Origin of the sequence: Corynebacterium efficiens YS-314 (assembly GCF_000011305.1) — a bacterium.
In the GTDB taxonomy this organism is placed as follows: Bacteria; Actinomycetota; Actinomycetes; order Mycobacteriales; family Mycobacteriaceae; genus Corynebacterium; species Corynebacterium efficiens.
Genome location: NC_004369.1, coordinates 2,167,348 through 2,192,083 on the forward strand (window position 1 = coordinate 2,167,348; position 24,736 = coordinate 2,192,083).

At 64.5% G+C, this 24,736-nt stretch carries 21 protein-coding genes; 3 read left to right on the forward strand and 18 right to left on the reverse strand.

Going from position 1 to position 24,736, the window contains the following annotated elements:
- Positions 1–15: 15 nt before the first annotated feature.
- The 17 genes from CE_RS10165 to CE_RS10245 form a co-directional block, all read right to left on the reverse strand.
- Positions 16–720, reverse strand: a complete 705-nt coding sequence (locus CE_RS10165; protein WP_006768048.1) for a YggS family pyridoxal phosphate-dependent enzyme — start codon at positions 718–720, stop codon at positions 16–18.
- Positions 721–1,461 carry a peptidoglycan editing factor PgeF gene (gene pgeF, locus CE_RS10170; RefSeq protein WP_006768049.1) on the reverse strand — a complete coding sequence of 247 codons (741 nt, stop codon included), beginning with the start codon at positions 1,459–1,461 and terminating at the stop codon, positions 721–723.
- A gap of 25 nt (positions 1,462–1,486) precedes the next feature.
- A complete protein-coding gene (gene ftsZ, locus CE_RS10175) occupies positions 1,487–2,779 on the reverse strand; it encodes a cell division protein FtsZ (protein WP_006768050.1) in 1,293 nt (430 codons plus the stop codon).
- Between the two features lie 241 nt (positions 2,780–3,020).
- Positions 3,021–3,689: a cell division protein FtsQ/DivIB gene (locus CE_RS10180; RefSeq protein WP_006768051.1), complete on the reverse strand. Its 669-nt coding sequence runs from the start codon at positions 3,687–3,689 to the stop codon at positions 3,021–3,023.
- Between the two features lie 6 nt (positions 3,690–3,695).
- Positions 3,696–5,165, reverse strand: a complete 1,470-nt coding sequence (gene murC, locus CE_RS10185) for a UDP-N-acetylmuramate--L-alanine ligase (RefSeq protein ID WP_006768052.1) — start codon at positions 5,163–5,165, stop codon at positions 3,696–3,698.
- Positions 5,166–5,200: 35 nt separating this feature from the next.
- Entirely contained in the window at positions 5,201–6,283 is a 1,083-nt protein-coding gene (gene murG, locus CE_RS10190) for an undecaprenyldiphospho-muramoylpentapeptide beta-N-acetylglucosaminyltransferase (protein ID WP_006768053.1), read from the reverse strand.
- A 39-nt stretch (positions 6,284–6,322) separates the two neighbouring features.
- Positions 6,323–8,005 (reverse strand): peptidoglycan glycosyltransferase FtsW, encoded by a 1,683-nt coding sequence (locus tag CE_RS10195; RefSeq protein ID WP_011075732.1) that lies wholly within the window; start codon positions 8,003–8,005, stop codon positions 6,323–6,325.
- Positions 8,006–8,014: 9 nt separating this feature from the next.
- A complete protein-coding gene (gene murD / locus CE_RS10200; protein ID WP_006768055.1) occupies positions 8,015–9,442 on the reverse strand; it encodes a UDP-N-acetylmuramoyl-L-alanine--D-glutamate ligase in 1,428 nt (475 codons plus the stop codon).
- Positions 9,443–9,466: 24 nt separating this feature from the next.
- Entirely contained in the window at positions 9,467–10,567 is a 1,101-nt protein-coding gene (gene mraY / locus CE_RS10205; protein WP_006768056.1) for a phospho-N-acetylmuramoyl-pentapeptide-transferase, read from the reverse strand.
- Positions 10,568–10,573: 6 nt separating this feature from the next.
- The gene (gene murF, locus CE_RS10210) at positions 10,574–12,088 is read right to left on the reverse strand and encodes a UDP-N-acetylmuramoyl-tripeptide--D-alanyl-D-alanine ligase (protein WP_006768057.1); all 1,515 of its coding nucleotides are present in this window, start codon (positions 12,086–12,088) and stop codon (positions 10,574–10,576) included.
- 10 nt (positions 12,089–12,098) lie between these two features.
- A complete protein-coding gene (locus tag CE_RS10215) occupies positions 12,099–13,628 on the reverse strand; it encodes a UDP-N-acetylmuramoyl-L-alanyl-D-glutamate--2,6-diaminopimelate ligase (RefSeq protein ID WP_006768058.1) in 1,530 nt (509 codons plus the stop codon).
- 125 nt (positions 13,629–13,753) lie between these two features.
- Positions 13,754–15,901, reverse strand: coding sequence for a peptidoglycan D,D-transpeptidase FtsI family protein (locus tag CE_RS10220; RefSeq protein WP_011075735.1), 2,148 nt, complete (start codon positions 15,899–15,901; stop codon positions 13,754–13,756).
- The gene (locus CE_RS10225) at positions 15,898–16,695 is read right to left on the reverse strand and encodes a hypothetical protein (protein WP_011075736.1); all 798 of its coding nucleotides are present in this window, start codon (positions 16,693–16,695) and stop codon (positions 15,898–15,900) included. Before CE_RS10225 ends, CE_RS10220 begins: the two co-directional genes overlap by 4 nt.
- A 10-nt stretch (positions 16,696–16,705) precedes the next feature.
- The gene (rsmH, locus tag CE_RS10230; RefSeq protein ID WP_006768061.1) at positions 16,706–17,722 is read right to left on the reverse strand and encodes a 16S rRNA (cytosine(1402)-N(4))-methyltransferase RsmH; all 1,017 of its coding nucleotides are present in this window, start codon (positions 17,720–17,722) and stop codon (positions 16,706–16,708) included.
- A 238-nt stretch (positions 17,723–17,960) separates the two neighbouring features.
- Entirely contained in the window at positions 17,961–18,392 is a 432-nt protein-coding gene (gene mraZ, locus CE_RS10235) for a division/cell wall cluster transcriptional repressor MraZ (RefSeq protein WP_035108956.1), read from the reverse strand.
- Between the two features lie 554 nt (positions 18,393–18,946).
- Positions 18,947–19,339: a DUF3040 domain-containing protein gene (locus CE_RS10240; protein ID WP_035108958.1), complete on the reverse strand. Its 393-nt coding sequence runs from the start codon at positions 19,337–19,339 to the stop codon at positions 18,947–18,949.
- A gap of 303 nt (positions 19,340–19,642) precedes the next feature.
- Positions 19,643–20,068, reverse strand: a complete 426-nt coding sequence (locus CE_RS10245; protein ID WP_006768064.1) for an SAV_6107 family HEPN domain-containing protein — start codon at positions 20,066–20,068, stop codon at positions 19,643–19,645.
- Between the two features lie 261 nt (positions 20,069–20,329).
- Between CE_RS10245 and CE_RS10250 the strand changes: the two genes are divergently transcribed.
- Positions 20,330–20,890, forward strand: coding sequence for a GNAT family N-acetyltransferase (locus CE_RS10250; RefSeq protein WP_006768066.1), 561 nt, complete (start codon positions 20,330–20,332; stop codon positions 20,888–20,890).
- Between the two features lie 16 nt (positions 20,891–20,906).
- On the opposite strand, the gene metF is transcribed toward CE_RS10250, so the two are convergent.
- On the reverse strand, positions 20,907–21,887 hold the full coding sequence (gene metF / locus CE_RS10255) for a methylenetetrahydrofolate reductase [NAD(P)H] (protein ID WP_006768067.1): 981 nt from the start codon (positions 21,885–21,887) through the stop codon (positions 20,907–20,909).
- Between the two features lie 108 nt (positions 21,888–21,995).
- Between metF and CE_RS10260 the strand changes: the two genes are divergently transcribed.
- A complete protein-coding gene (locus CE_RS10260; protein ID WP_006768068.1) occupies positions 21,996–23,096 on the forward strand; it encodes a polyprenyl synthetase family protein in 1,101 nt (366 codons plus the stop codon).
- 11 nt (positions 23,097–23,107) lie between these two features.
- Positions 23,108–24,673 carry an alpha-(1->6)-mannopyranosyltransferase A gene (locus CE_RS10265; RefSeq protein ID WP_006768069.1) on the forward strand — a complete coding sequence of 522 codons (1,566 nt, stop codon included), beginning with the start codon at positions 23,108–23,110 and terminating at the stop codon, positions 24,671–24,673.
- The last annotated feature ends 63 nt before the right edge of the window (positions 24,674–24,736 follow it).

Consider the following 24,736-nt stretch of genomic DNA (forward strand, 5'->3'; position numbering starts at 1 on the left):
TGAAACTTTGTGTTCTTACGGTATCGGTCGGCTTCCCAGAATTTCTGTTCCGACACGCACGATTGTAGAGCCATGCAGGATGGCTTCGGCAAGATCTCCAGACATACCGGCAGAAAATTCCATGTCTCTGTCAAAGTGTTGTTCCATACCTGTCAAAACCTCCCTGGCTTGGGAGAAGGCGGTGAGTGGATCCCACCCGAGTGGGGGTACACACATCAGCCCCGTCAGCGTCAGGTGGGGCGCTTCCTCCAGGGCCTGCGCCACCTCCATGGCGGTATCCGCGGCCACCCCGCCACGTGAGGTGTCACCGTCCAGGCTCAGCTGGATGAAACAGGGGAGCTTGTCGACGCTGCGGTCCCCCCGTTCCAGCGCGAGTCCCACGCCGCGGTCGAGCGCCTCCGCGAGGCGCACGCTGTCCACCGAGTGGACGGCCGCAGCCCACCGGGCGACGGCGTTCGCCTTCTTGGTCTGGATCTGCCCGATCATGTGGAACTCCATGGCCGGGAATTCCTGGTGTTTGGCCCGTGCCTCCTGTTCCCGGTTCTCCCCCACCGCGGTGATACCCAGTTCGTGGAGAATCCGGATGTCGCGCACCGGGTGGAACTTGGTCACCGGCAGCAGTGACACGCTCCCGGGAGGGCGACCGGCAGCCACGGTCGCGTCGTCGATACGCTTTTTCACCCTGTCGAGGTTGGCCTGCAGTTCGCTGTGGCGTTCCACCTAGACCATCTCCGGCAGCCAGATGACACCGGCCTGGCGCCCGGTGGTGCCCTGCCTGCGGTAGGAGAAGAAATCCTCGTCCTCGATGGTGCAGCGCGGGTCGGAGTCGATCATCTGGACGCCCAGGGCGAGCAGCTGTCGCAACAGACCTGCCCGGATGTCCAGTCCCGTGGTGCCCCTGGTGGTGCGGGTCAGGGAACCGGGCAGTTTCGCCTCGACATCCCGGGCCATCTGCTCGGGCACCTCATAGTGTTTGCCGGAGGCCGCGGCCCCCATGAGCGCGTGGATGTTCACCGGGGTGGCGCCGAGACCGACCATGGTCTCCACCGTCTTCTCCATGATGCCGTTGCGGGCACCCATGCGTCCGGCCTGGACGGCGGCGATGACACCGGCGTCGGTGTCGGATAACAGGACGGGTACACAGTCGGCGACCAGGACCGCCAGGGCCAGGTCGCGCTGGGTGGTGACCAGGGCATCGGTGGCCTCGACGGGACCCCCGTCGGCGGGGGGCTGGTCGATCACCGTGACGGTGTTGGAGTGGATCTGTTCCATGTAGACCACCCGGTTTGGGTCCAGACCGATGATGCCCGCCAACCGCGCACGGTTGGCCGCCACATGATCCGGATCATCACCCACGTGGTCGCCCAGGTTGAAGGAGTCATACGGGGATGGGGAAACCCCGCCCGCTCGGGTCGTGAAGACCTTGCGGACGGGGCGTGTGCGTGGGTCAAGACTGTCCATGGGCACCAGTCTATTCCCCTTTCTCCTAACGGAGGAAGCTGGGGACATCCAGATCATCGCCGTTGTCACGGCGGTGGTCATCACGACGGTCGTCCCTGCGGTCATCGCGGCGGTCGTCCCTGCGGTCATCACGACGGAACTCACGCTCATCACCGCGGGTGAACAGGCCCCCGGAGCGGCTGTCATCGATGCGGTGGCGGGCACCTGCGGAACGGGACTCATAAGGATCAGCCTCGCGGGTGCCACCGAAGATGGATTCATTGCTCGGTGCCGGGGTTGCGGGCTCGCTGGCCGGGGCGGGAGCCGGGGTGCTGGTCTCATTGGCCGGTGCTCCCGCATCGGCGGTGCGGCGTTCCTGGGAGGCATGCGCACGGGCCGCATCGAAACCGGTGGCGATGACGGTCACGCGGACCTCGTCGCCCAGGTTGTCGTCGATGATGGTACCGAAGATGAGGTTGACGTCCTCGTCGGAGCGTTCCCGGACCATGGAGGCAGCCTGGTTGACCTCCATGAGGCCGAGGTCGGAACCACCGGCGAAGGACAGCAGCACACCGGTGGCACCGTCCATGGTGGCCTCCAGCAACGGGGAGTTGATGGCCTGCTCGGTGGCGGCCACGACGCGGTTGTCACCACGGGAGGACCCGACACCCATGAGGGCGGAACCCGCCTCGGACATGACGGAGCGGACATCGGCGAAGTCCACGTTGATCACACCCGGGATGGTGATGAGGTTGGTAATACCCTGCACACCGTTGTGCAGCACCTCATCAGCGGCACGGAAGGCCTCCATCATGGACAGGTTTGCGTCACCGAGCTCCAGGAGACGATCATTCGGGATGACGATGAGGGTGTCACAGACTTCCTTGAGGGCTGCGATGCCCTCCTCCGCCTGGCGGGTACGGCGACGACCCTCGAACTCGAACGGCTTGGTCACCACACCGATGGTCAGTGCACCCATCTTCTTGGCGATGCCCGCTACAACGGGGGCGGCACCGGTACCGGTGCCACCGCCTTCACCGGCGGTGACGAAGACCATGTCCGCGCCCTTGATGGTCTCTTCGATCTCGTTCTTATGATCCTCGGCGGAGGTTCGTCCCACCTCGGGGTTGGCGCCGGCGCCGAGACCACGGGTGGCCTCACGTCCGATATCCAACTTCACGTCCGCATCAGAGAACATCAGGGCCTGCGAATCGGTGTTCACCGCGATGAACTCCACGCCCTTGAGGCCCTCTTCAATCATGCGGTTGACGGCGTTGACTCCGCCGCCGCCCACGCCGACGACCTTGATCTTGGCGAGGTAGTTGTTCGGTGAGGTCATGGTCTATGTCTCGCCTTTCGAAGAATTTGGTACACGTATGTCACATTAATAGCTAGATTTCTACTGGCCTTCGCCCCCTGGGCCGGTGACCTACTGGTCAGGGATAACCCCGGGCGAATGCCGACTATCCTCCATCATGAGTGAAAAACCCTCAGGAATGTCGGACATCCGGGGCGGCGTGTCGAACCCTCAAGTCTGACTTTAGGGTTGTTGTACTGCGCAAACACCCCGCCCCGCCACTTTAGCGGACTGTCACCATCGACGGTGAGCTGATGTTCCACCGCTGCCCCTCGCGCTGTACGACGGTGGACAACGCAACAGCCTTGTCATGGTTGTTCTCCGAGGAACCCCAGTACACCTCCCGGCCGTCGGTCAGCCGCAGGAGGACATCAAACTGGTCGGGGGCCTCGATCGTGGCGATGATATTCCTCAACTCAGGGTCGTAATCATCGATGGCACGGATGATGTCGATGACCGCCGGGAGCACCTCGGGATCATCCTCACGGATGCCGGTCACCTCCACCGTCCCGACAGGTGGCGTGCCGACCACAATGGGCTGGCCCTCGGTGTCGATGATGTGCTCACCGTCCGGCCGTCGGATGAATACCGCCGCCTCGCGTTCGGTGAGGGTGATCTCCACGGTGGACGGCAACCGGCGGTTGAGGGTGACCGAGGATACCCACGGCATCTCCGCGATCGCGTGGGCAGCCCCGGTCGCATCGATGCGCAGGAGGTTGTCCCCGGCGGTGATACCGGAGACCTCCCGGGCCACCTCGGTGTCGGTGCGCACGGCACCGTTGATCTCGATGGATTCCACCTTGAACACCGGAACGAACCACGCCACCGCAGCGGCGATAGCCACCAGCGCGATCACCACGGTGGTCACCAGGGCGATGGCTTTCTTCGACATCGCGGTCTATCCCCGGAGCCGGTCGAGGATCTCCGGCGCGAGCATGGTCACGGATCCCGCCCCCATGGTGAGCACGATGTCAGCCGGCCCGGCGATCTCCGCGATGCGGTCGGGTACCGCACTGAAGTTGGGTTCATAGGACACCGGGATGGTCATCTCGTCGGTGATCACCCTGGAGGTGACCCCCTCCACCGGCTTTTCGCGGGCACCGAAGATCTCCAGGAGCACGGCGGCGTCGGCAAGCGAGAGTGCCCCGGCGAATTCTCGGGCGAACTCGAGGGTCCGGGAGTACAGGTGGGGCTGGAACGCCACGATCACGCGTCCCTCCCCCGCCGCATCGACCCGCTCGCGGGCCGCCTTCAACACGGCCTCCACCTCGGTGGGATGGTGCGCGTAGTCATCGTAGACGCTTGCGCCGTCGAATTGACCACCCCGGACGGTGCCGTGGTATTCGAACCTGCGGCGCACGCCCGAGAAGTCGCTGAGGCCGGCCGCGAGCTTGTCGAGGTCCGCCCCCAGGAGGTACCCGGAGAGCAGGGCGGCCGCGCCGTTGAGCACCATGTGGTTACCCGGGATCTGGAGAATGATCTCCACCTCCCGACCGTCGATGTCCAGCACTGCATAGGTGCCTTCGGCAACCACCCGGGAGGAGAGGATCGTCGCCTTCACCGGCACCGTCGGGTGCGCAGCCACCGCATCGACGGTGCCGTAGCCCACCGCGTTGATCCCCCGGGCCACCGCCCGCTCCCCCAGCGCCGCGGCGCCGGGATCATCAAGGCACACCACGAGGGTGCCACCCGGGGTGAGGCGGTCGGCGAAATCTTCAAAAACCTGGAAATACGCCTCGGGGGTTTTGAAGAAGTCCAGGTGATCAGGCTCGATGTTGGTGACCACGGCGATCTCCGGGGTGTAGCGCAGCAACGAGGCATCGGATTCATCGGCCTCGGCCACGAAGGCCTCACCGGTTCCCTGGTGCGCATTGGTTCCGGCCTTGTTCAGCTGGCCACCGATGGCGAAACTCGGGTCCATCCCGGCGGCCTGCAACGCCACGACCGCCATGGAGGTGGTCGAGGTCTTGCCGTGGGTGCCAGCGATGAGTACCTGGCGGTGCCCCTCCAGCAGTTCACCGAGCAGATCGGAGCGGCGGATCACGGGGATGTTCTCCTCCCTGGCCCGGACCAGCTCAGGGTTGTCCTGGGGGATGGCGGCGAAGGAGGTGACCACCACGGTGGGGAGTTCACCGGCCAACTCCAGATTCTCCGCAGCATGCCCGACGGCAATCTTCGCCCCCACCGCACGCAGAGGCAGGAGGGTGCGTGAATCCTTGGCGTCGGATCCGGTGACGGTCTTCCCGCGCGCCAGGAGAATACGTGCGACACCGGACATCCCCGCACCACCGATACCGATGAGGTGGACCCTGGACAGGTCGATGGCTGGGTGTTCGGAAGTGGTGTTGGGCACCTGGTCAGTCCTCATCTTTCATCAATGAACAGTCTGGTAGAGATTTGATTCTAGTATCCGGCGGCGGTGGCCACGAGCCCGGCGATCACCCCGGCGGCATCGCCGACGGTGGAGGTGCGGGCAGCTGCGGACATCCGGTGGAGCGTGGCCGGGTTGCCGACGATGTCGCGGACCTCGCTGACAAGACGCTGGGGGGTGAGATCCGCGTCGTCGACAAGCTTCGCGGCACCGGCGGCGATGACGGCGCTGGCGTTGAGCGCCTGCTCCCCGTTGCCATGCGGGAGCGGCACATAGATGGCGGGGATCCCCGAGGCGGTCACCTCGGCCACGGTCATGGCACCGGAACGGCACACAATGAGATCGGCGACCGCATAGGCGGCCTGCATATCCTCGATGAACGGCACCGGAACGTATCCCGGGCGGGCTGTGGGGAGGCTGTTGCGTTTGCCCACCGCGTGGAGGACCTGGATGCCAGCCCCGAGCAGATCATCCAGCGCACCGGCCACGGCGGAGTTGATGCTCACCGACCCCTGTGACCCACCGGTAACCAGGACGGTCGGGCGGTCCGCCTCCAGTCCCCACTGTGTCCGTCCCCGCTCAGCCGCCGTGGCATCCTCTCCGCCGGCGAGTTCCCGACGGATGGGGATGCCCACCACCTGACCGGGCATGCCCGAGTTCTCCGTGGCGTTGAGCCCGACACCGCCGAGCCTGACACCCAGCTTGTTCGCCATCCCGGCACGGGCATTCGCCTCATGGACAAAGAAGGGGATTCCCAGGGAGCGGGCCGCGAGATAGGCGGGGGCGGAGACATAACCACCGAAACCCACCACCGCGTGCGCCCCGGTGTCGCGGAGCACCTGGCGTGCCTGACGCAGGGACTTGGCCACCCGGAACGGGAGCTTGACCAGATCCAGGTTCGGGGTGCGGGGCACCGGGACGGGCTCGATCAGACGGAGGTCGAAACCCCGGTCCGGAACAAGGCTGGTCTCCAGTCCGCGGGCGGTACCCAGTGCTGTGACGGTGGCCCCGTACCCATCCCGGAGTGCTTCCGCCACGGCAAGTGCCGGCTCGATGTGGCCGGCGGTACCACCACCTGCCACCACAACGGACAACGGCTCCTTCGGTGAGCTCATGTGAGCACTTTCTCCTCGCTGTAGATCTGTAGAAACTGGTTATCCGCGGTAGCGGCCGGTGTCCCCGCGTCGGGGGTCCCGGGTGCCGGATGCCCGACCACCGGACGCCGGACCACCGGATCCCCTGCCACTGGTTCCCCGACGCGGGTCGGCGGCGCGGCGTGGCTCAGCACCCGGGGCACCCGCTGGGGTACCCGGGGCACGCCCACTGCCCTTACGCTTGCTGACGCTACCAGCCGCGCCGGACGGAGGATTCGAACCCGCCCGTGCTGAACGGCGCGCGGTGACCGGTTCACCGAACCGTTCGCGGGTATCACTGCCACGTCGTCCCGCCCCACCCGCGGCCTGTTCACGGGGGCCGTCCGCTGACTTCCCGGAGGGTTTGCGGGAGGAGTTCCGGGTGGTGATCCGGCTGGATGGTTCGGGCAGCATGAGGATCCTGTCCACCACGGGCCGCCCATAGGAGGCCATGGCGGACACAGCCTCGGGTTCATGTCGGGCACAGTTGGCCAGCAGTCCCATGGCCGCCAGCGTGATGATCGCCGAGGTACCACCAGCGGAGATCATCGGCAGCTGGATACCAGTGACCGGGAGCAGACCGATAACATACCCGATGTTGATGAATGCCTGCGACACCACCGAGGCGGTGAGCGTGGCGGCCATCAGGCTGAGGAATGGATCCCTGCTGCGCTTGGCCGTGCGCAGGCCGAAGTAGAGCAGGGTGGCGAACAGGCCAATGACCAGTGCGCCACCGAGCAGGCCGAGTTCCTCGCCGATGATGGCGAAGATGAAGTCATTCTTGGCCTCGGGCAGGTAGAACCATTTGGCACGTGACTGGCCCAGGCCCACACCGGTGGCGGAACCGTCCGCCAGTGACAGGAAACCCTGATAGGACTGGAAGGCGGTGCCCCGGGTGTCCTGGAAGTTGCCGAAGAGAGCATCGAAATAGACGCTGAACCGGTTTGAGCGGAAACCACCACCCAGTGCCATGCCGACCAGGGCCACGAGCACCACCACCGCGGCGAGGACCAGCCAGCCCAGCGCAACCCCGGCGAACAGCAGCATGAACATGACCACCAGTGCAAACGACATGGCCATGCCAGCATCACCCTCCAGGAAGATGAGCGCGGCCATGACTCCACCCACGGCGGCGAACCGGGTGTAGTGGTTGAAAAACACGTGCTGCACGGGTTTCCTGCCCGCCAGGTAGTGCGCACCCCAGATCACGATGGTGACCTTGGCGATCTCGGAGGGCTGGAACCGGAGGGGCCCCAGGACGATCCAGGACTGGGATCCCACCTCCTCACGGCCGGTGCCGATGCCGGGGATCTGCACCGCGAGCAGCAGGAGGATCGAGATGATCAGCAGAGCCGGTGCCAGGTTCCGGATCGTCTGGGGTTTGAATTTCAACACCAACCACAGCGCCACGAAACCGGCGAAGATCATCATGCCCTGACGCAGGGCGGTGCTCCATACCCGCCCGCCCTCAGCCAGGGACCAGGTCATGGATGAGGAGTAGACCATCACCACGCCGAGACTGGACAACAGGATCACCGTGAACAGGATCATGATGTAGTCCGTCAGTGGACGGGAGAGGATATCGTTCCAGGCGTTGGAGACACGCTCCCGGAACCCCAGTCCCGTGCGGGAACCGGATGTTCGTTGCGTGCTGCCGGCAGCCCGCTTCGGGGCCCGTGGCTTCCCTGCTGTGCTGCTGGTCATGACCTCGACCTACTTTTCCTTCTGTCCTTCGATGGTGGACAACACGGCCTCGGCGAAGATGTCACCGCGTTGTCCCATTCCCTTGTACATGTCCAGTGATGCCGCCGCCGGCGCCAACAGGACGCAGTCCCCGGGTTCGGCGAACCGGAACGCATGATCCACCAGCTCCCGCATGGCCGCCACCGGGTCGGTGGAATCGGTGACGCGGATCATGGCATCGGGTGCATGTTGTTCAACCGCGGTGACGATCTCGGCGCGGTCGGCCCCCAGCACCAGGGCGGCTTTGATGCGGTGGGCATGGGTGGCCACCAGCTCGGAGATGTCGGCTCCCTTGAGCTGACCACCGACGATCCAGATCACCGATTCCCTGCCCGCCAGGGCGGTGTCCGCGGCGTGGGGGTTGGTGGCCTTGGAATTGTCGATGAACTGCACCCCGTGATCCTCCGCCACCACCTGACCGCGGTGGCCGGAGACCTCGAAGGTGGCCAGTGCCCCGGCGATGTCCTCGGCAGACACCCCCTGGGAGCGGGCCACCGCCGCGGCGGCCAGCGCGTCAAGTACACCGGCGGGACCGGAGGGGTTGATGCCGTCCGCCGGGGCGAGTGGGAGCTGTGCAGCGAAGGCATTGTCCACCAGGTGGCCGTTGAGCACACCCAGCTGCCGGGGACCCGGTTCACCGAGGGTGAAACCGATAAGGCCGGACAGACCCAGTTCGGTGGTGAGCTCGACGAGGTAGGAATCATCCGCACCGATGACGGCCACCGGCGCGGTGAGCACCCTGGTCTTGGCCAGCGCGTAGTCACGGAAGGACCCATGCCAGTCGATGTGGTCCTCGGCCAGGTTGAGGACCAGCCCGGCATCGGGGACCAGGGTGGGGGCCCAGTGCAGCTGGAAACTCGACAGTTCCGCGACCATGACGTCCACACGGTCGCATGAGGTCAGGGCCGCCGACACCGGTACGCCGATGTTGCCCACGGCCACGGCGTTGAAGCCGCCCTGTTTCATCATCGCGGCGAGCATCGCCGTGGTGGTGGTCTTGCCGTTGGTGCCGGTGACCGCCAGCCAGGTGCGCGAGACACCGAACACGCCGGCCCGGTCGAGGCGCCACGCCAGCTCGACATCGCCGATGACCTCGAGGCCGCGGGAGGCGGCGTCGACAAGCACGGGGCTGTCGGGGCGCCACCCCGGGGAGGTGACCACGATGGAGTAGTCCCCGAGCGAGGCACGGGCGTGTTCCGTACCCACCACGTCCACGTCGAGGAGTTCGATCAGACGGTGGCGGGAGGTCTCATTGTCCTCAGCCACCACCACATCCAGGCCCAGATCATGCAGCATCCCGGCGATACCGGTGCCGGAGACACCGGCACCGGTGACCAGGATCCTGCCCCTGAGGGAATCCGGGAGCCTGGACAGTTCAACTTCAGTCGTGCTCTCCACGTCCGATGATCCTCCTATGCCTTCCTACACTTCAGCCAGGGTGAGCCAGTCACCGTAGAACACCGCCATGCCCGCAATCACGGCCATGATGGCGATCAGCCAGAACCTGACCACCACGGTGGTTTCCGCCCAGCCTACGGCCTCGAAGTGGTGATGGATCGGAGCCATGCGGAAGACACGCTTGCCGCGGGTCTTGAACACGGCGATCTGGATGGCCACCGACGCCACCTCGATGACAAACAGCGCACCGATGATCACCATGAGCAGTTCGGTGCGGCTGACCACGGAGATACCCGCGACCAGACCACCCAGCGCGAGGGAACCGGTGTCACCCATGAAGATCTTGGCTGGCGCGGCATTCCACCACAGGAAACCCAGGGTGGCGCCCAGGCCACCGGCGGCGAGGACCGCGATGTCGAGGGGATCACGCACGGTGTAGCAACCGGCCTCCACCGCGGTGTCACAGGAGTTACGGAACTGCCAGAAGGCGATCAGGGTGTAGGCACCCATGACGAAAGCGGTGGCACCGGCCGCCAGACCATCGAGGCCGTCGGTGATGTTGACCGCGTTCGACCAGGCACTGACCACGACGTAGATGAAGATGAGGAAGACGATGGTGCCCAGGACACCGCCACCGAAGGCGATGTCGATGGTGTCGATATCACGGATGAAGGACAGGTGCGTGGATGCCGGCGTCAGACCGTTTTCATCCGGGAACCGGAGGACCAGCAGACCGAAGACGAGGGCGATGGCCAGCTGGGAGATCAGCTTGGCGGTCTTGTTCAACCCCAGGTTGCGTTCCTTGTACAGCTTGATGAAGTCATCGGCGAAACCGGTTGCGCCCAACCCCAGCATGAGTCCCAGGACCAGCAGCCCCGAGGCGGTGAAGGAGCCGTATCCCGCGAAATAGGAATAGATGTTGGTGACCAGGTACCCGATGGTGATACCCGCGATGATGGCGATACCACCCATCGTGGGTGTTCCCCGTTTGCGCAGGTGGGACTGAAGGCCCTCCTCCCGGATCTCCTGCCCCATCTGCCTGTTCGTGAAATAACGGATCAGGATGGGGGTCAGGAAGATCGAGACGAGAAAAGCCACCGATCCACTGATGATGATCTGCTGCATGGGTTGTTAGAGTCCTTCCACATCACGGCGCGAATCGCCGTCAAACATCGCGTGCAACTCCTCGGCCACACGCCAGAGCTGGTCGGCATTGGAGGCCTTGACCAGCACCACATCACCGTCGCGCACCTGGTGCCGCAGCAGGTCGACTGCTGAAGCGGCATCGGGGACGGCATCGGTTCTCACTCCCAGGGCGGCGGCCTGCTCCCGCAGGGCACGGCAGTTGGGGTTGTCCCCTACCGCGATGAGCCTTTCAACATGATACTTGGCCAGCTCAGCGCCCAGTGCACGGTGCTCCTGCACCGCTTCATCCCCGAGCTCACCCATCTGGCCTAGGACAGCCCAGCTGGTCGCATCCCGACGGGCGCTGGCGGTGTAGGCCAGTGCAGCGACACCGGCACGCATGGAGTCCGGGTTCGCATTGTAGGAGTCGTTGATGACGGTGACACCATCCGGGCGGGTGCGCACATCCATGCGGTGGGCTGAGGCCGCCGCATGCGAAGACAGTCCTGACACCACGGTGGTCTCATCGACCCCGGCCTCAATGGCCACGGCTGCGGCGGCCAGGGCGTTGGCCACCTGGTGTTCACCGAAGACCTGGAGGCTCACCGGCCAGGAGCCACGGGGGGTGTGCAGGGTGAAGCTGGCCCGGGCCACATCATCGAGCTCCAGGTCACCGGCCCAGTACTGTGCTCCGGGGGCCGGCGGGTTGGCGGTGGAGAAGGTCACGACGCGTGCGGTGGTGCGCGGTGCCATCGCGGCGACGAAGGGATCATCGGCGTTGAGGACGGCGACCCCGCCGTCGGCGGCAGCGGGCAGCGCCTCGACGAGCTCCCCCTTGGCCTGGGCGATGTTGGCCCGGGAGCCGAATTCACCAAGGTGGGCGGATCCAACGTTGAGCACCGCACCGATGCGCGGTGGGGTGATCCGCGCCAGATGGGCGATATGTCCGATGCCGCGCGCGGACATCTCCGCCACGAGGTACCGGGTGTGGGTGGTGCAGCGCAGTGCGGTGTGGGGCAGGCCCACCTCGTTGTTGAAGGAGCCGGGGGGTGCGACGGTGTCACCGGCCATGGACAACACCGTGGCGATGAAATCCTTGGTGGAGGTCTTACCAGCGGAACCGGTCAGCGCGACCACGGTGAGGTCATGGGCACCCACAGCGAGGTCCACCACGTGGCGGGCCAGTTTCGACAGTGCCTCGATGACCGCGGCACCGTGCCCCTCGGGGTCATGGGCATAGATGTCGGCATTGGAGTCAGTGGGGGTCACCGGGGGCACGATGATGGAGGGCACGTCGACGGGCCGGGCGGCGAGCACCGCGACGGCACCCTGGCCGATGGCGGTGGTCGCATATTCATGGCCGTCCACGCGCGCGCCGGGCAGGGCGAGGAACAACCCGCCGGCGGTGACCTGGCGGGAATCGAATTCGACGGTGCCGGTCACCGTGGTGTCCGGCTGCGCGCCGCCGGCGAGTTCACCGCCGACGATCTCGACGATTTGTCCAAGTGTCAGTTCAATCATGGGTGTGGACTTACTTTCCTTCCCCGTCGGACTGCGTGTGTCGCAGTGCCTCACGAACCTGCTCACGGTCATCGAAATGATGGGTCACACCTGCGATGAGCTGACCCACCTCATGGCCCTTTCCGGCTACAACAATGCCATCTCCGGGGCCGGCCCACTCGATCAGGGCTCGGATCGCCTCGGCGCGGTCGCCGATCTCGCGGACCTCCACCTCGTGATCCGCCTCCGCGGCACCCCGGCGGGCACCCTCCATCACCGCGGCCCGGATGGTGGCGGGGACCTCGGAACGTGGGTTGTCATCGGTGACGATCACCAGGTCGGCGCGCCGGGCGGACAGCTCCCCCATCGGGGCGCGTTTCGTGGCATCACGGTCACCGCCGGCGCCGATGACCACACCGAGGCGGCCATCGATCTGGGTGCGCAGGGTGTCCAGGACGGCGGCCACCGCGGCGGGTTTGTGGGCGTAGTCGACCACGGCGAGGAAGTCCTGGCCTTCGTCGATACGCTCCATCCGACCCGGGACGGCGACCTGCGCCATTCCACGGGCGAAGGCAACCGGGTCAACACCTGCGCGCACCGCGGCGGCCAGCGCCAGGGTGGCGTTGGCGACGTTGAAGGCACCGGGTAGCGCCAGGGTCACCGGCACCTCCCCGTGGTCCGGCACCGTGACGGTGAAGCTCTGCTCACCGGTCTCCTTCACGGTGACCAGGCCGGCGGTGAAATCCGCACGTTTCCCTGTGGTGGCCACGGTCTGGGCATTACCGGCCACCTCCGCCATCCGGGTGCCCCACTCATCGTCGATGCACACCACCTGGTGGTCAGCGGCCAGCGGGGACCCCGCACGGAAGAACAGTGCCTTGGCGTCGAAGTACTCCTCCATCGTGTCGTGGAAGTCGAGGTGATCCTGGGAGAGGTTGGTGAAGGCCGCCACGTTGAAATGGGAACCGGACACCCGGCCCAGGGACAGGGCGTGGCTGGAGACCTCCATGACCACGTGGGTCACCCCGTGCTGACGCATGCGGTAGAAGAGTTTCTGCAGCGTCGGGGCTTCCGGGGTGGTCAGCTTGGTGGGAACCGGTTCACCGTCGATGCGGGTGCCGGTAGTGCCGATCAGACCGACCTTGTACCCGGCCTCCATGAGCCCGCGTTCCAGCAGGTAGCTCGTGGTGGTCTTGCCGGAGGTGCCGGTGACCCCGATGAGCACCAGGTCGCGGGAGGGATCACCGTAGACGCTTGACGACGCCACCCCCAACACCTCCCGCACGTCATCGACAATGAGACGTGGGCGCGTGTCACCCTTCCGGTCCAGGATCGTGGCGCCGTCCCGGTCGGTCAGTACCGCCAGGGCACCTGCGGCGCGGTCGGTGTCGGCGAATTCGGCACCGTGTTTCCTGGAACCGGGCACTGCTGCGAAAATGGGGGCCTTCTTCGCCAGGGTGGAGGAATCCAGCCCGATGTTGTGGATCTCCAGGTCCTGGTCGGGGGCGTTGAACAGCTCGCCCCCGATCGTGCGGGCGAGTTCTCCCAGGGTGATGGCCATGGCTTCCTCCGTGTGTACTGGTGTTGGATGGTGTGGGGTGTCGGCGCACATGGGTGGTGCACCGGTGTGGGTCCCGGTGTGGGGCCGCTCGTCGGTTTGATCAGATCAAGGTGATTCTAGGGGACCTACCCTGCCTCCAGGAGGATCGGCTCCGCCGGCGGGGACAGCGGGATGTTATCCCGGTTGAGCAGCCACGCGGAGATATCCCGAAACAGTGGTGCGGCGGTACCACCCGGGCCCCCATGAACGCCACGTTCCGGTTCATCGAGCATGATGGCCACCACGAAACGCGGATCATCCGCCGGGGCGATGCCCGCGAAGGTGATCCAGTACCTCGAGTTGGAGTACGCACCGGTTTCCTCATCGACCTTCTGGGCGGTACCGGTCTTGCCGGAGAGCTGGTAGCCCTCGATGGCGGCATCGGGTGCGGTACCGCGCTGCACGCCGGTGGGATCATCCTGGATGACCGACCGGAACATGTCCACGGTGGTGCGCGCCGCCTCCGGGCTGACCACCTGGACGCGGTCGGGTTCGGACTGTTCCAGCACGGTGCCGTCGGAGTCGGTGATCTTCTTGATGATGCGGGGTTCAATCCGTTCCCCGTCGTTGGCCAGTGCCTGATAGATGCCGGCCATCTGCAGCAGGGTCAGGGACATGCCCTGCCCGATGGGGAGGTTGGCGAAGGTGCCACCCGACCACTGTTCCAGCGCGGGAAGCAGGCCCTGGGATTCGGTGGGCAGCTCGATGCCGGTGGGTTGTCCCACACCGAAGCGGTGGAGGTACTCATCGAATTTCTCCTCACCCAGCCGCTCGGCCAGCATGAGGGTACCCACGTTGGAGGACTTACCGAACACACCGGCCGTGGTGTAGGGCACCACCCCGTGATCCCAGGCATCCTTGACCGTGACACCGGCCATCTGGATACTGCCCGGAACCTGGAGCACCTCATCCGGTGTGGACAGTCCCTCCTGGATGACCCCGGCGGCGGTGATGATCTTGGCCACGGAACCAGGTTCGAACGGGTGCGTGATCGAGGGGTTGTCGAAGCTTTTTCCCCGCTCGATCTGCTTGGCGGTGTCCTCATTGGGGTTGATGGTGTCGGAGTTGGCCATGGCCAGCACCTCGGCGGTTTTGGCGTCGAGCACGACCGCGGATGCCCCGTCCGCACCGGAGTTGGCCTTGGCCTGCTCCAACAGCTGCTGGACATAGGTCTGCAGGTCGAGGTCGATGGTCAGTTCCACGCTGGCACCGTCCACGGCGGGCACCTGGTCGCGCAGGGTGCCGGGGATGGACTGTCCCTGAATGGAGACATCCATGGTGCTGCGCCCGTTGATGCCGGCGAGCAGGGAGTCGTTGGATGCCTCGAAACCGAACTGGCCCTCACCATCCATGCTGATGCGTCCGATGATGTTCTCGGCCACAGCCCCGTTGGGGTACTGCCGGATGTCCTGGTGGTCGGCGGCGATGCCGAAGAGTTCATCGGTGATCTCCGCGGCGATATCGGGATCGACGTTGCGCACCAGCACCTCATACTGGCTGTCGGCGTGGAGTTTGTCCAGGATCTCCTCGGCGCGGATGTTGGAGATGTCCTTGCCGTGGGAGTCGATGATCTCCGGGATCCGTTCGGAGGTGAACTCCAGGCGTTCCTCCACCTTGTTCTCCAGGAATTCCTGGCGCTGGGCGGTGTCCATCCGGACGTACTCCTCGCCCTCGGCGATGGTGACGTAGCTTTCCACCTCGGCGGGGTCGGTCTGCTCGGCAGCCAGACGCAGGGCCAGATCGGTCTGGGTCATCATCTCGGGGCGGAGGATATTCGGGGAGACGGTCAGTGACCGTGCCTGCATGGTGTAGGCGAGCTGGTTGCCTTCGCGGTCGAGGATCTCACCCCGGCGGGCGGGATCGGTGTACACACGGGTGCGCTGATCGGAGGCGTAGACCGCCAGGTCCGGACCCCACACCAGTTGCACCCAGCCCAGACGGAACACCAGCACCGAGGCCAGGCACAAGGCGATGACGGTGACCACATTGACCCGTCGTTTCCGGGCACCACCCTCCGGTGTACCCGGCCGGAAGCTGGCCCCGGTGGCGGTCGCGGTGGCTGCTGTCGAACCGGCCGCGGGGGTGACACGGGTGGCATCAGCCTTACCGTTGCGCCGTTTCAGCTCGCGTTCGCGGGCTGCCCGGCGGCTTTCATCCTGATAGGCCGAGCGGCGGGACGTGTCGCCACGTCCCGCTCGTTGTGCCCGGCTCTGTGGATCCCCAGGGAAACTCACTGCCCGATGCCACCTGCTTGCCCACCGGTGTCACGGGGGGTCGCCTCATACGGGACCGCGCCCGCGGGGGAGTTGTTCTGGTACGGCGGGGTGGCCGCGCCCTGCTGGGGCGGGATCACCTGCAGACTCTCGGTGACCTCACTGGTCTCATCAGGGTTGCTGGACGCACGGTTGGGTCGGACCTGGGTGCCGTTGTTGATATCAACAATCGCACGGGTCTCCGGGCTGGCGGGACGCTCCTCCACGATCTCACCGTTGTCCCGGACCACCAGGACACCCGGTTCAACCGGGGATACCATGCCCATCTCCCCGGCGGTCGCCGCGATGGTCGCCGCGGAACGCGCATCCTCGACGTCGCGGGTCAGGGATTCAATACGGTTGGCCAGCTCGGTTTCCTGCGATTTGAGGTTCTGCAGGTCATAGGTCTGCTGGGTGGACACACCCGACAGGCCCATGGACGCACCGACACCTACGCAGAGCAGGAGAACCACCACGGTGAACAGCTGAATCATCCGGGGGTTGGCGCGCGGGGCGACGACCCTCCGGCCACGGACGGACAGCACCTGCTGGGAACCGGTCTTGTGCTGCAGGCGCCGACGGGTCGGCTGCACCCCGGGGTTGACCAGACCGCGCGTGGTGTGACGACGCTCCGGTGGCAGGGGGGTTCTGCGGGGGACGGTGCTTGTCGACGCGTCCCTCACCACCGTCGATGCCGTGGAATAGTCACGGCTCCCCGACTGTCGGGAGTAACGGTTTCTGCCCGGTTCGGTGCGGGAGCCACGAGTCATGGTCATGGTTGTTCTCCTAGTTCTCCGTGTTCTCGGTGTGCTCAGCGATCCGTTCGATCGCGCGCACCTTCACCGGCGCAGCACGGGGGTTTTCTTCAATCTCGGCCTCGGAGGCGGTTTCCGCCCCTCGGGTGACCTGGCGGAAACGCGGTGCCGTCCCCGGCAGGTCCACCGGCAGTCCCGGTGGTGTCTTGGAGGTGGTCAGTTCCGTGAAGAATCTCTTGACCAGTTTGTCCTCATGCGACTGGTAACTCATGAACACCGCCCGGCCACCGACGTTGAGGGCATCGGTGATCTGGGGGAGGACATTGCTCAGGGATTCCAATTCCCGGTTGACCTCCACGCGCAGAGCCTGGAAGGTTCGTTTCGCCGGGTGTCCGCCGGTACGGCGGGTCGCGGCCGGGATGGTGTCATACAACAGTTCCACCAGACGCGCGGAGGTGGTGAACGGTTCCTTCTCGCGTTCCTTGAGCACCGCGGAGGCGATCTTGCCCGCGAAACGCTCGTCACCGTAGGTCTTGAGCACCCGGGCGATGTCACCGTGGGAGTAGGTGTTGAGGATGTCGGCGGCGGTGATGCCCTGGGTGGGATCCATCCTCATGTCCAGGGGCGCATCGGTGCGGTAGGCGAAACCGCGCTCGACCTGGTCCAGCTGCATGGAGGACACACCGAGATCGAACAGGGCACCGGAGATACCCTCCTTCCGCGCCAGGTCGAGGATGTCCCCCTCCCCGGTCGCCAGGACCTGGGACAGACCGTCGAAACGTGTCTTCACCCCGAGGAAGCGGTCCCCGAAACGTGCCAGACGCTCCCCGGCATCCCGGAGTGCGTTTTCGTCCCTGTCCAGGCCGATGACATGTGCCTCGGGGAAGACGGTGAGGAAATGTTCGGCATGACCCCCGGCGCCGAGGGTGGCGTCGACGATGACGGCCCGGTCCCCCATCTCCCGGACATGGTCGGCGATGAGCGCGGCCATCCTGTCCCGCATCACTGGAACGTGCCCGTGGTTTCCCGCAATGGAGTAGTCATCCATGGTGGCTGTCCCCCTTTCCCGGCTGGCTCGTGAACTGTCAACTCGTACCCACGTTCGTGGACAAAAAAACTGCGCGACAGTCTAACCCGTTAGTCACGCAGTCCGTCTTTCTCAATCACGGAGTGCGTACAGGGCCCCACTCGAGGTGTCGATCTGATGTCGGGGAAGTACACCAGAGCTGACTCCTCGAGCAGAGTCCTTACACGCGCTCCATGCCCGTGCGGTCGGAGGTTTTCCACTACAGGAACCCGTCGAGAACATCATCCTCGGCCGCGGCGAATGCAGCTTCCGTCTCCTCTTGGTACGTGGCCCAAGCCTGTGCGTCCCAAATTTCGAGAAAATCTACTGATCCGATGACCACACATTCCCTGGTCAGGCCCGCATAGGAACGGTGCCCGACCGACAGGGTGATGCGGCCCTGGGCATCCGGTCGTTGTTCATCTGCACTTGCCGCAAGGTTGCGGATGAACGCACGTGCCTCGGGACTAGTCCGGGAGACTGCAGCTGCCTTGCGGGCACGTGCTGCAAACTCCTCCTTCGGGTAGACCGCGAGACTGTGATCCTGACCTTTTGTCACCACCAGTCCCCCGGTAAGTTCGTCGCGGAACTTGGCCGGGAGGGTCAATCTGCCTTTGTCATCGAGCTTCGGTGTGTAGGTACCGAGGAACATCCTCCGCACCCCCTCCGCGAACTCTCCGACCAAAGGTGAAGCCACATCAGTCGTATCAGTTTGTCTCTACGGTGTTCTGCTGCCCGGCATCCCGGACCACAGTCCACCGATGCGCCCCACATTACCCCACTTTCCCCCACACGTATCAAGTGTTGCCATACCCCTCCCCCACCGTGATTCCATACCCCCTGGTCAACCCCTAAAAAGAAAAGTGGGGCCCGCTTCGTGTCGACGCCCGCCCCTAACCCTCAAGTGCAACTTGAATCCCTTTAGTCCCATTAATAACAGCGGTGAAACTCGACCAGCGGAGGTGGCATCACCTATGAAAACTGGCAGCAACCTGGTGTTATGCCCCTCAATTCGCCAGTAAATTCCCAGTGAAGTAACAGGCTCCGTCAAGTGGTGGGGAATGTGGGGGAAAGTGGGAACTGTGGAGGGTCGGCGCGTAATCTGACACACGGCAAAGACCCGGCCGACCATTTCTGGTCAACCGGGCCTCTGAAGTCAGATCTGCTTGGAACTTGCCCCTGGGGTCAGGAGAGGTGAATCAGATGTTACCTACCCTCGAAACGACGACGGAAATTCTCTTCCATCTTGTCTCCGAGGGAGGATCCACCGGACGGACCGGATGGCACGCCACCACCCCGTGGAGAGAGGGAGATCTTGTCAGACCCACCGCCCCCGCGGAGCATCCACACGCCGGAACCGAACATGACAAGGAAGCCCACGACACCGAGCACAGAGAACCACAGGGTCTGCTGGCTCAGTGCAACGCCGGCCACAAGCAAAACTAGACCTACAACAAAGAGTGCAATTCCACGGAGGGTGAGACCGCCACCTGCCAGTGTATTTTCACCCGTCACGGACTTTCCGAATTTCGGATCATCCGCCATGAGAGCCTGTTCAATTTCGCGCAGCGCCCTCTGCTCCTGCTCTGAAAGCGACATGATGTCCTCCCGGGGGTTGTAGAGATCTTTTCCTTCTGACCTGTTAACGTCCAGATTATCCGGAATGTTCCCTGTTGCGCCAATGCATCGGAACCAGTACGTAATCCCGTCGACGGCCCACACTCATCCAACGGTGGCGGTGGTCGCCCCCAGGTAGCCGATACCACAAAAAGACGAGGTAAAGGCCCGGAAAACCGCCATTTCCCTGCGACCTCCGTCGCTTTTCCACCCCACTGTGAACTATTTCCCGAAACGCGGGTGAGAAGTGATCTTGATAAACACCCCCAGACAAGGGGAGGATGATCAGGCAACTGCAGGGAACCATCCGGCCCCCTCCTCCGCCTCGGAGAGGAACTCCCCCACACGCGTCATGAACTTATCCACCATGGCGTCGGTGAGTGCAACGTCCAGCCCACTCGCGGCCCGGGAACGTACGCGGGAGTAGGTGGAGAGCTCATCCGCCCAGGCGGCAGCCTCATCCCCGACCAGACGCAAACGCTCCCAGGCACCACGGGGCGGGCGCTTCCTGGACACTTCAGCGCTGTTGGCGAACACCGCACCCGCCGTACGGAGGGCTGCCTGGTAGGCGTATTCCAGCGCCAGCACAAGGTCCCCCTCCCGGCGACATTGCTGCGCCTCCGCGAGAAGAACCCTCGCCTTGGCCAGGAACTCCACCGACTTGCCACCCTGGCGGGCAAACCGTGTGGTCGCGGAGATGACCTCACCCATCGAATCCACTTCCTTCCGTTGGGACACCACTTTCTGCCACTGTGTTTCGAATACCTGGCACCATAGGCGCCGGGCTGGACATGATGATTCCATTTTAGAACACACTTTCTAAGTGGTCAATGGTGTTCGCACATCCGGTATCGCGTTCACACTGAAGTTCCGGAGACATTCCCTGGGTCTCCTCCCGCCCCAGCCGGTGTCTGCGGGTGTTCGTTTCCGGGACCTGACACAAGCCCGGGGCACTCATGGTTGGATGGTGATGTGTCTCTAACGATCCGCAGATTAAACCCCCAGGAATTCTCGGTGAATGTCCCCGTACTGGTCGACATCTACATCACCGCCATGAACTACGATCCCGCCATCCGGGATGCCCGTATCAATGTGTGGCGGCGCAATTCGATGAATCTCGGGTTCACCGCCGTATGTGCGCTGCTGGACGGACGGGTCATCGGCATCGCCTATGGATTCCGGGGCGATCAGGACCACTGGTGGCAGCATCAGCTCCGGCGTGGTCTGCGGGAACGGGGTGGACCATCCCCGGAGGAGATCGCGATTCTGCAGGATTACTTTGAGGTCGCGGAGGTCCACGTCATGCCCGGACACCAGGGTCGGGGGATTGGCCGGAAGATGATGTATGCCCTGCTGGAGGGCACCCCGGCGCAGCACGCGGTGTTATCCACCCCGGAGGTCGATGAGGAGGCGAACAACGCCTTCGGTCTCTACCGCTCACTGGGTTTCCGTGATCTGTTGCGGCATTTCCGCTTCGACGGTGACCAGAGGGAGTTCGCAGTTCTACATGCCGATCTGCCCCTGGATGATTGAACACTATGGAGTTGGGCTAACGCACCGCGTCGTGCCCGTGTTCAGCACCCCAGGCGGGTGCCATACCGAGATTGTGCAGAACCTCCTGGGTGGCGCGGGTGAAGTTCAGGGTCATGAAGTGCAGGTCGGGCACGCCCTCCGCAATCAGACGTTCCGCCATTTCCGAGGTGGTTTCAATGCCCACCTTGCGGATCTCATTGCGGTTGGCCTCCTCATCACCATTGGCCGCCCGGAGGAGCTTCTCCTCCAGTGCCCGCGGAAGTGTGGAGCCGGAGAGCTCAACCTGGCGACGGACGGAGCGCAGACTGGTGATTGGCATCAGACCCGGGATGATGGGTTTGGCCCCATGGATGGGGTCCGCTGCCACCAACCGGTCCCGGAGCCGGAGGAAATCCTCCACATCGAAGAACATCTGGGTGATGGAGTACTCCGCACCCGCCCGCAGCTTGGCGAGGGTGTACCGGGTGTCATTCTCCAGTGATCCGGCCCTGTAGTGCCCCTCCGGGAAGGACGCAATACCGATATCGAAGTGGGAGAATTCCGGACTGTTCTTAATCATCTCAATCAGCTCCAGGGCATAGGACATGCCTCCCTCGGAGGTAGCCCACTCGCCGAGGGGGTCACCGGGCGGATCCCCCCGCAGTGCCAGGAGGTTGGTCAGCCCGAGCTCCGCATAACCACGGAGGATCTCCTGGAGCTCCGCGATGGTGTGATCCACCAGGGTAAGGTGGACCAGGGTGGTCAGCGGCTGCCGGGACAGACGCCGGGCCACGCGGGCGGTACGCTCCCGGGTGGAACCCCCGGCTCCGTAGGTGACAGAGACAAACGACGCCCCGAGGTCATGGAACACCTCGGCGGCACGGTAGAGCCTGTTCTCCGCGGCATCATCGCGCGGGGGCATGAATTCAACGGAGAAGGGCACCCGGCCCGGAACCGGGCGCTTGAGCACCTCGCTGATCGACCATTGGGACGAGGCTGAGATGTTTGTTGAGGACATGCCTGGGTATCTTATGTTATGTAGATGGTCAGGGAGTGAACGCGCCCCGGTTTTCATGCCCCCTGCACCTGCCACCGCTGCCACCACTATTTTGGGGAAGGACTCCCTTTGAGCACAGCACATGACCACAATGTCGACCTCGATCAGATTCCGGATGTTGTACGTGAACGACTCACCCGTTTCCTGGATGACCGGGCCGCTAACGTGGTTGCGATCGGGGGGCCGGTGACTGAGGCCCTCAGTTATCTACGGGACTTTGTGCTCAACGGTGGCAAGCGGATCCGTCCCCTCTATGTCTGGGCGGGTTTCGTGGCGGCGCAGGGCCCGGGGAGGAGTTCCGAGGACATCAACGCTGTGTTGGATGCAGCAGCCAGCCTGGAATTCATCCAGGCCTGTGCCCTGATCCACGATGACATCATCGATTCCTCGGACACCCGTCGTGGAGCACCCACCGTCCACCGTGCGGTGGAGTCAATGCACGGAGCTGTCGGCCTGGAGGGTGATGCCGCGCACTTCGGTGAGTCGGTGGCGATTCTCGCTGGTGACATGGCGCTGGTGTGGGCCGAGGACATGCTTCAGGATTCCGGATTGTCCGCCGCAGCCCTGGCCCGCGCCCGCGATGCCTGGCGCGGGATGCGCACGGAGGTCATCGGCGGTCAACTGTTGGATATCTACCTCGAAGCCCAGGCCAGCGAGTCCGTCGAGCTGGCCAATTCCGTCAACCGTTTCAAGACCGCGGCATACACCATCGAACGCCCCCTCCATCTGGGCGCATCTCTGGCGGGTGGGGCCCCGGAGCTTATCGACGCATTGCGCAACTACGGCCGCGACATCGGTATCGCCTTCCAGCTCCGGGATGATCTGCTCGGTGTGTTCGGGGACCCGGCGGTCACCGGGAAGCCCGCGGGCGACGACATCCGTGAGGGCAAACGCACCGTTCTGCTCGCCCTGGCACTCCAGCGCGCCGATGCTGAAGATCCGGAGGCTGCAGCCGCCATCCGGTCGGCCATCGGGAAGGTCACCGACCCGGCGGAGATCACCCGGATCGCCGGACTCATCCGGGCCACCGGTGCCGAGGATGAGGTGGAGGAGCACATCTCCCGGCTCACCGCCTCGGGGCTGGCACACCTGGAGATCGCAGGCATCCCGGATGAGGTACGCGAGCAGCTGCGTCACCTGGCTATCAGAGCTACCGAACGCAGGATGTAACCTCCACCCCTATGACAACATCGAAACTGACCCGGAGGCTCACCAACCCGGTGGTTCTGGGTGCGATCGCCGCCGTCGCCCTCACCCTCGGGTCCTATGGTGGCGGAGCCATCCGTTACCGCGGGGGGATCCTGGAGGCACTGGGACTGGGGTTCTTCTCCTACGGGCACGGACAGGGTATCTCCAACACCGTGCTGTTTGTGGGCACCGTGCTGCTGATCGTGTCCTGGGTGGTGCTCGGTCGGGTGTTGTTCCTGGGGCGTATCGACGTCGACAAGCGCACCGCGTTGGTCAAACGCACGCTGTACGTCACCGTGGGGCCGCTCCTGCTGGCCGCGCCGATGATGTCGCGGGATGTGTATTCCTACCTGATGCAGGGCGCGATGCTTCGCGACGGGTTCGACCCCTACACCGAGGGGGCCGCCGTCAACCCCGGCCCCATGCTGCTGGAGGTCTCCCACGACTGGCGTAACACCACCACGCCCTACGGTCCGCTGCATCTGTGGATCGGCGAGATGGTCACCACGATCGTCGGCGATAATGTCACCGCCGGCGTGTTCGCCTACAAGATCCTCTCCACCGCCGGTTTCGTGGCCATCGCCTGGGCGGTTGCCGCGATCGCCGGTCATTTCGGTGCCGACCGTGCCGTGGCCCTCTGGCTGGGCGTGGCCAACCCCGTGATGATCATCCACATGATCGGCGGGATGCACAACGAATCCATGATGGTGGGCATGGTCAGCGTGGGTCTGCTCCTGGCTCTCAAACGTCGCTTCGTCCTCGGCGTGGCGCTCATCGCCGTGGCGGTCTCACTCAAGGCCACGGCGGCCATCGCCCTGCCGTTCGTGGTCTGGATCGGCATGCACCAACTGGCGGGGGTGCTGGCCCACCGCCACACCAGCCTCACCGGCCCCACCTCCCCCGCAGCTACCGAGGCCTCCTCCGAAGCCTCCTCCCCCACCCCCGGGCAGCAACTGCTGGCGTTCTTCGCCACGGGTGCGGTGGGTGTGTTCATCACCGGCGTGGTGGTCAGCACCATCACCTGGGCCTCCGGGGCTTCCTGGGGCTGGATCAGTGAGATCAGTGGCAATTCCAAGGTGATCAACCCACTGGCGTTCCCCTCCCTCATCGCGGGCCTGGTGTCCATGGTGGCCGGTGTCTTCACCGATGATTTCAACTACAACGCCGTCGTGGGTGTTCTACGCACCATATCCATGGTGATCATGCTCATCGGCCTGGTGGTGTGCTGGTGGCTGTTCCGTCAGAATGCCCGACGCGCGGTCATGGGCACTACGGCCGCCTATGCGGTGGCATTCGTGTTCAATTCGGTCACCCTGCCGTGGTACTACGCCAGTCTGATCTCCCTGCTGGGGACGTTCCGCCCGCCACTGTGGTTGATCAGGTTGTCGGCCGGCGCGTCGGTATTCGTCGCGATCATGTTCACCGGCAGTGGCAACCACCAACTGTTCAATATCCCCATGGTGATCACCGGTCTGGTGCTGGGATGGCTCGCAGTGCTGGTGATCTTCGAGGAGAAACCACTCAGGGCAGCCGCACCTGATCCTGTGGACAGCAGGTAAGGCACCCGTAGTGGGACCCAAAACCAGTGGCGCCCACCTCCGCTCCACGGGGATGCCGTGGAC

Bases quoted from the DNA above. Each gene is read 5' to 3' on its own strand.
- CE_RS10240 (WP_035108958.1), bottom strand. From the start codon at position 19,339: ATGTCGCTTTCAGAGCAGGAGCAGAGGGCGCTGCGCGAAATTGAACAG.
- CE_RS10215 (WP_006768058.1), bottom strand. From the start codon at position 13,628: ATGGCCATCACCCTGGGAGAACTCGCCCGCACGATCGGGGGCGAGCTG.
- murF (WP_006768057.1), bottom strand. From the start codon at position 12,088: ATGATTGAACTGACACTTGGACAAATCGTCGAGATCGTCGGCGGTGAA.
- mraZ (WP_035108956.1), bottom strand. From the start codon at position 18,392: ATGTTCCTCGGTACCTACACACCGAAGCTCGATGACAAAGGCAGATTG.
- murC (WP_006768052.1), bottom strand. From the start codon at position 5,165: ATGAGGACTGACCAGGTGCCCAACACCACTTCCGAACACCCAGCCATC.
- murG (WP_006768053.1), bottom strand. From the start codon at position 6,283: ATGAGCTCACCGAAGGAGCCGTTGTCCGTTGTGGTGGCAGGTGGTGGT.
- ftsZ (WP_006768050.1), bottom strand. From the start codon at position 2,779: ATGACCTCACCGAACAACTACCTCGCCAAGATCAAGGTCGTCGGCGTG.
- mraY (WP_006768056.1), bottom strand. From the start codon at position 10,567: ATGCAGCAGATCATCATCAGTGGATCGGTGGCTTTTCTCGTCTCGATC.
- CE_RS10225 (WP_011075736.1), bottom strand. From the start codon at position 16,695: ATGACCATGACTCGTGGCTCCCGCACCGAACCGGGCAGAAACCGTTAC.
- CE_RS10180 (WP_006768051.1), bottom strand. From the start codon at position 3,689: ATGTCGAAGAAAGCCATCGCCCTGGTGACCACCGTGGTGATCGCGCTG.
- CE_RS10245 (WP_006768064.1), bottom strand. From the start codon at position 20,068: ATGGGTGAGGTCATCTCCGCGACCACACGGTTTGCCCGCCAGGGTGGC.
- rsmH (WP_006768061.1), bottom strand. From the start codon at position 17,722: ATGGATGACTACTCCATTGCGGGAAACCACGGGCACGTTCCAGTGATG.
- pgeF (WP_006768049.1), bottom strand. From the start codon at position 1,461: ATGGACAGTCTTGACCCACGCACACGCCCCGTCCGCAAGGTCTTCACG.
- CE_RS10195 (WP_011075732.1), bottom strand. From the start codon at position 8,005: ATGACCAGCAGCACAGCAGGGAAGCCACGGGCCCCGAAGCGGGCTGCC.
- metF (WP_006768067.1), bottom strand. From the start codon at position 21,887: ATGTCCTCAACAAACATCTCAGCCTCGTCCCAATGGTCGATCAGCGAG.
- CE_RS10265 (WP_006768069.1), top strand. From the start codon at position 23,108: ATGACAACATCGAAACTGACCCGGAGGCTCACCAACCCGGTGGTTCTG.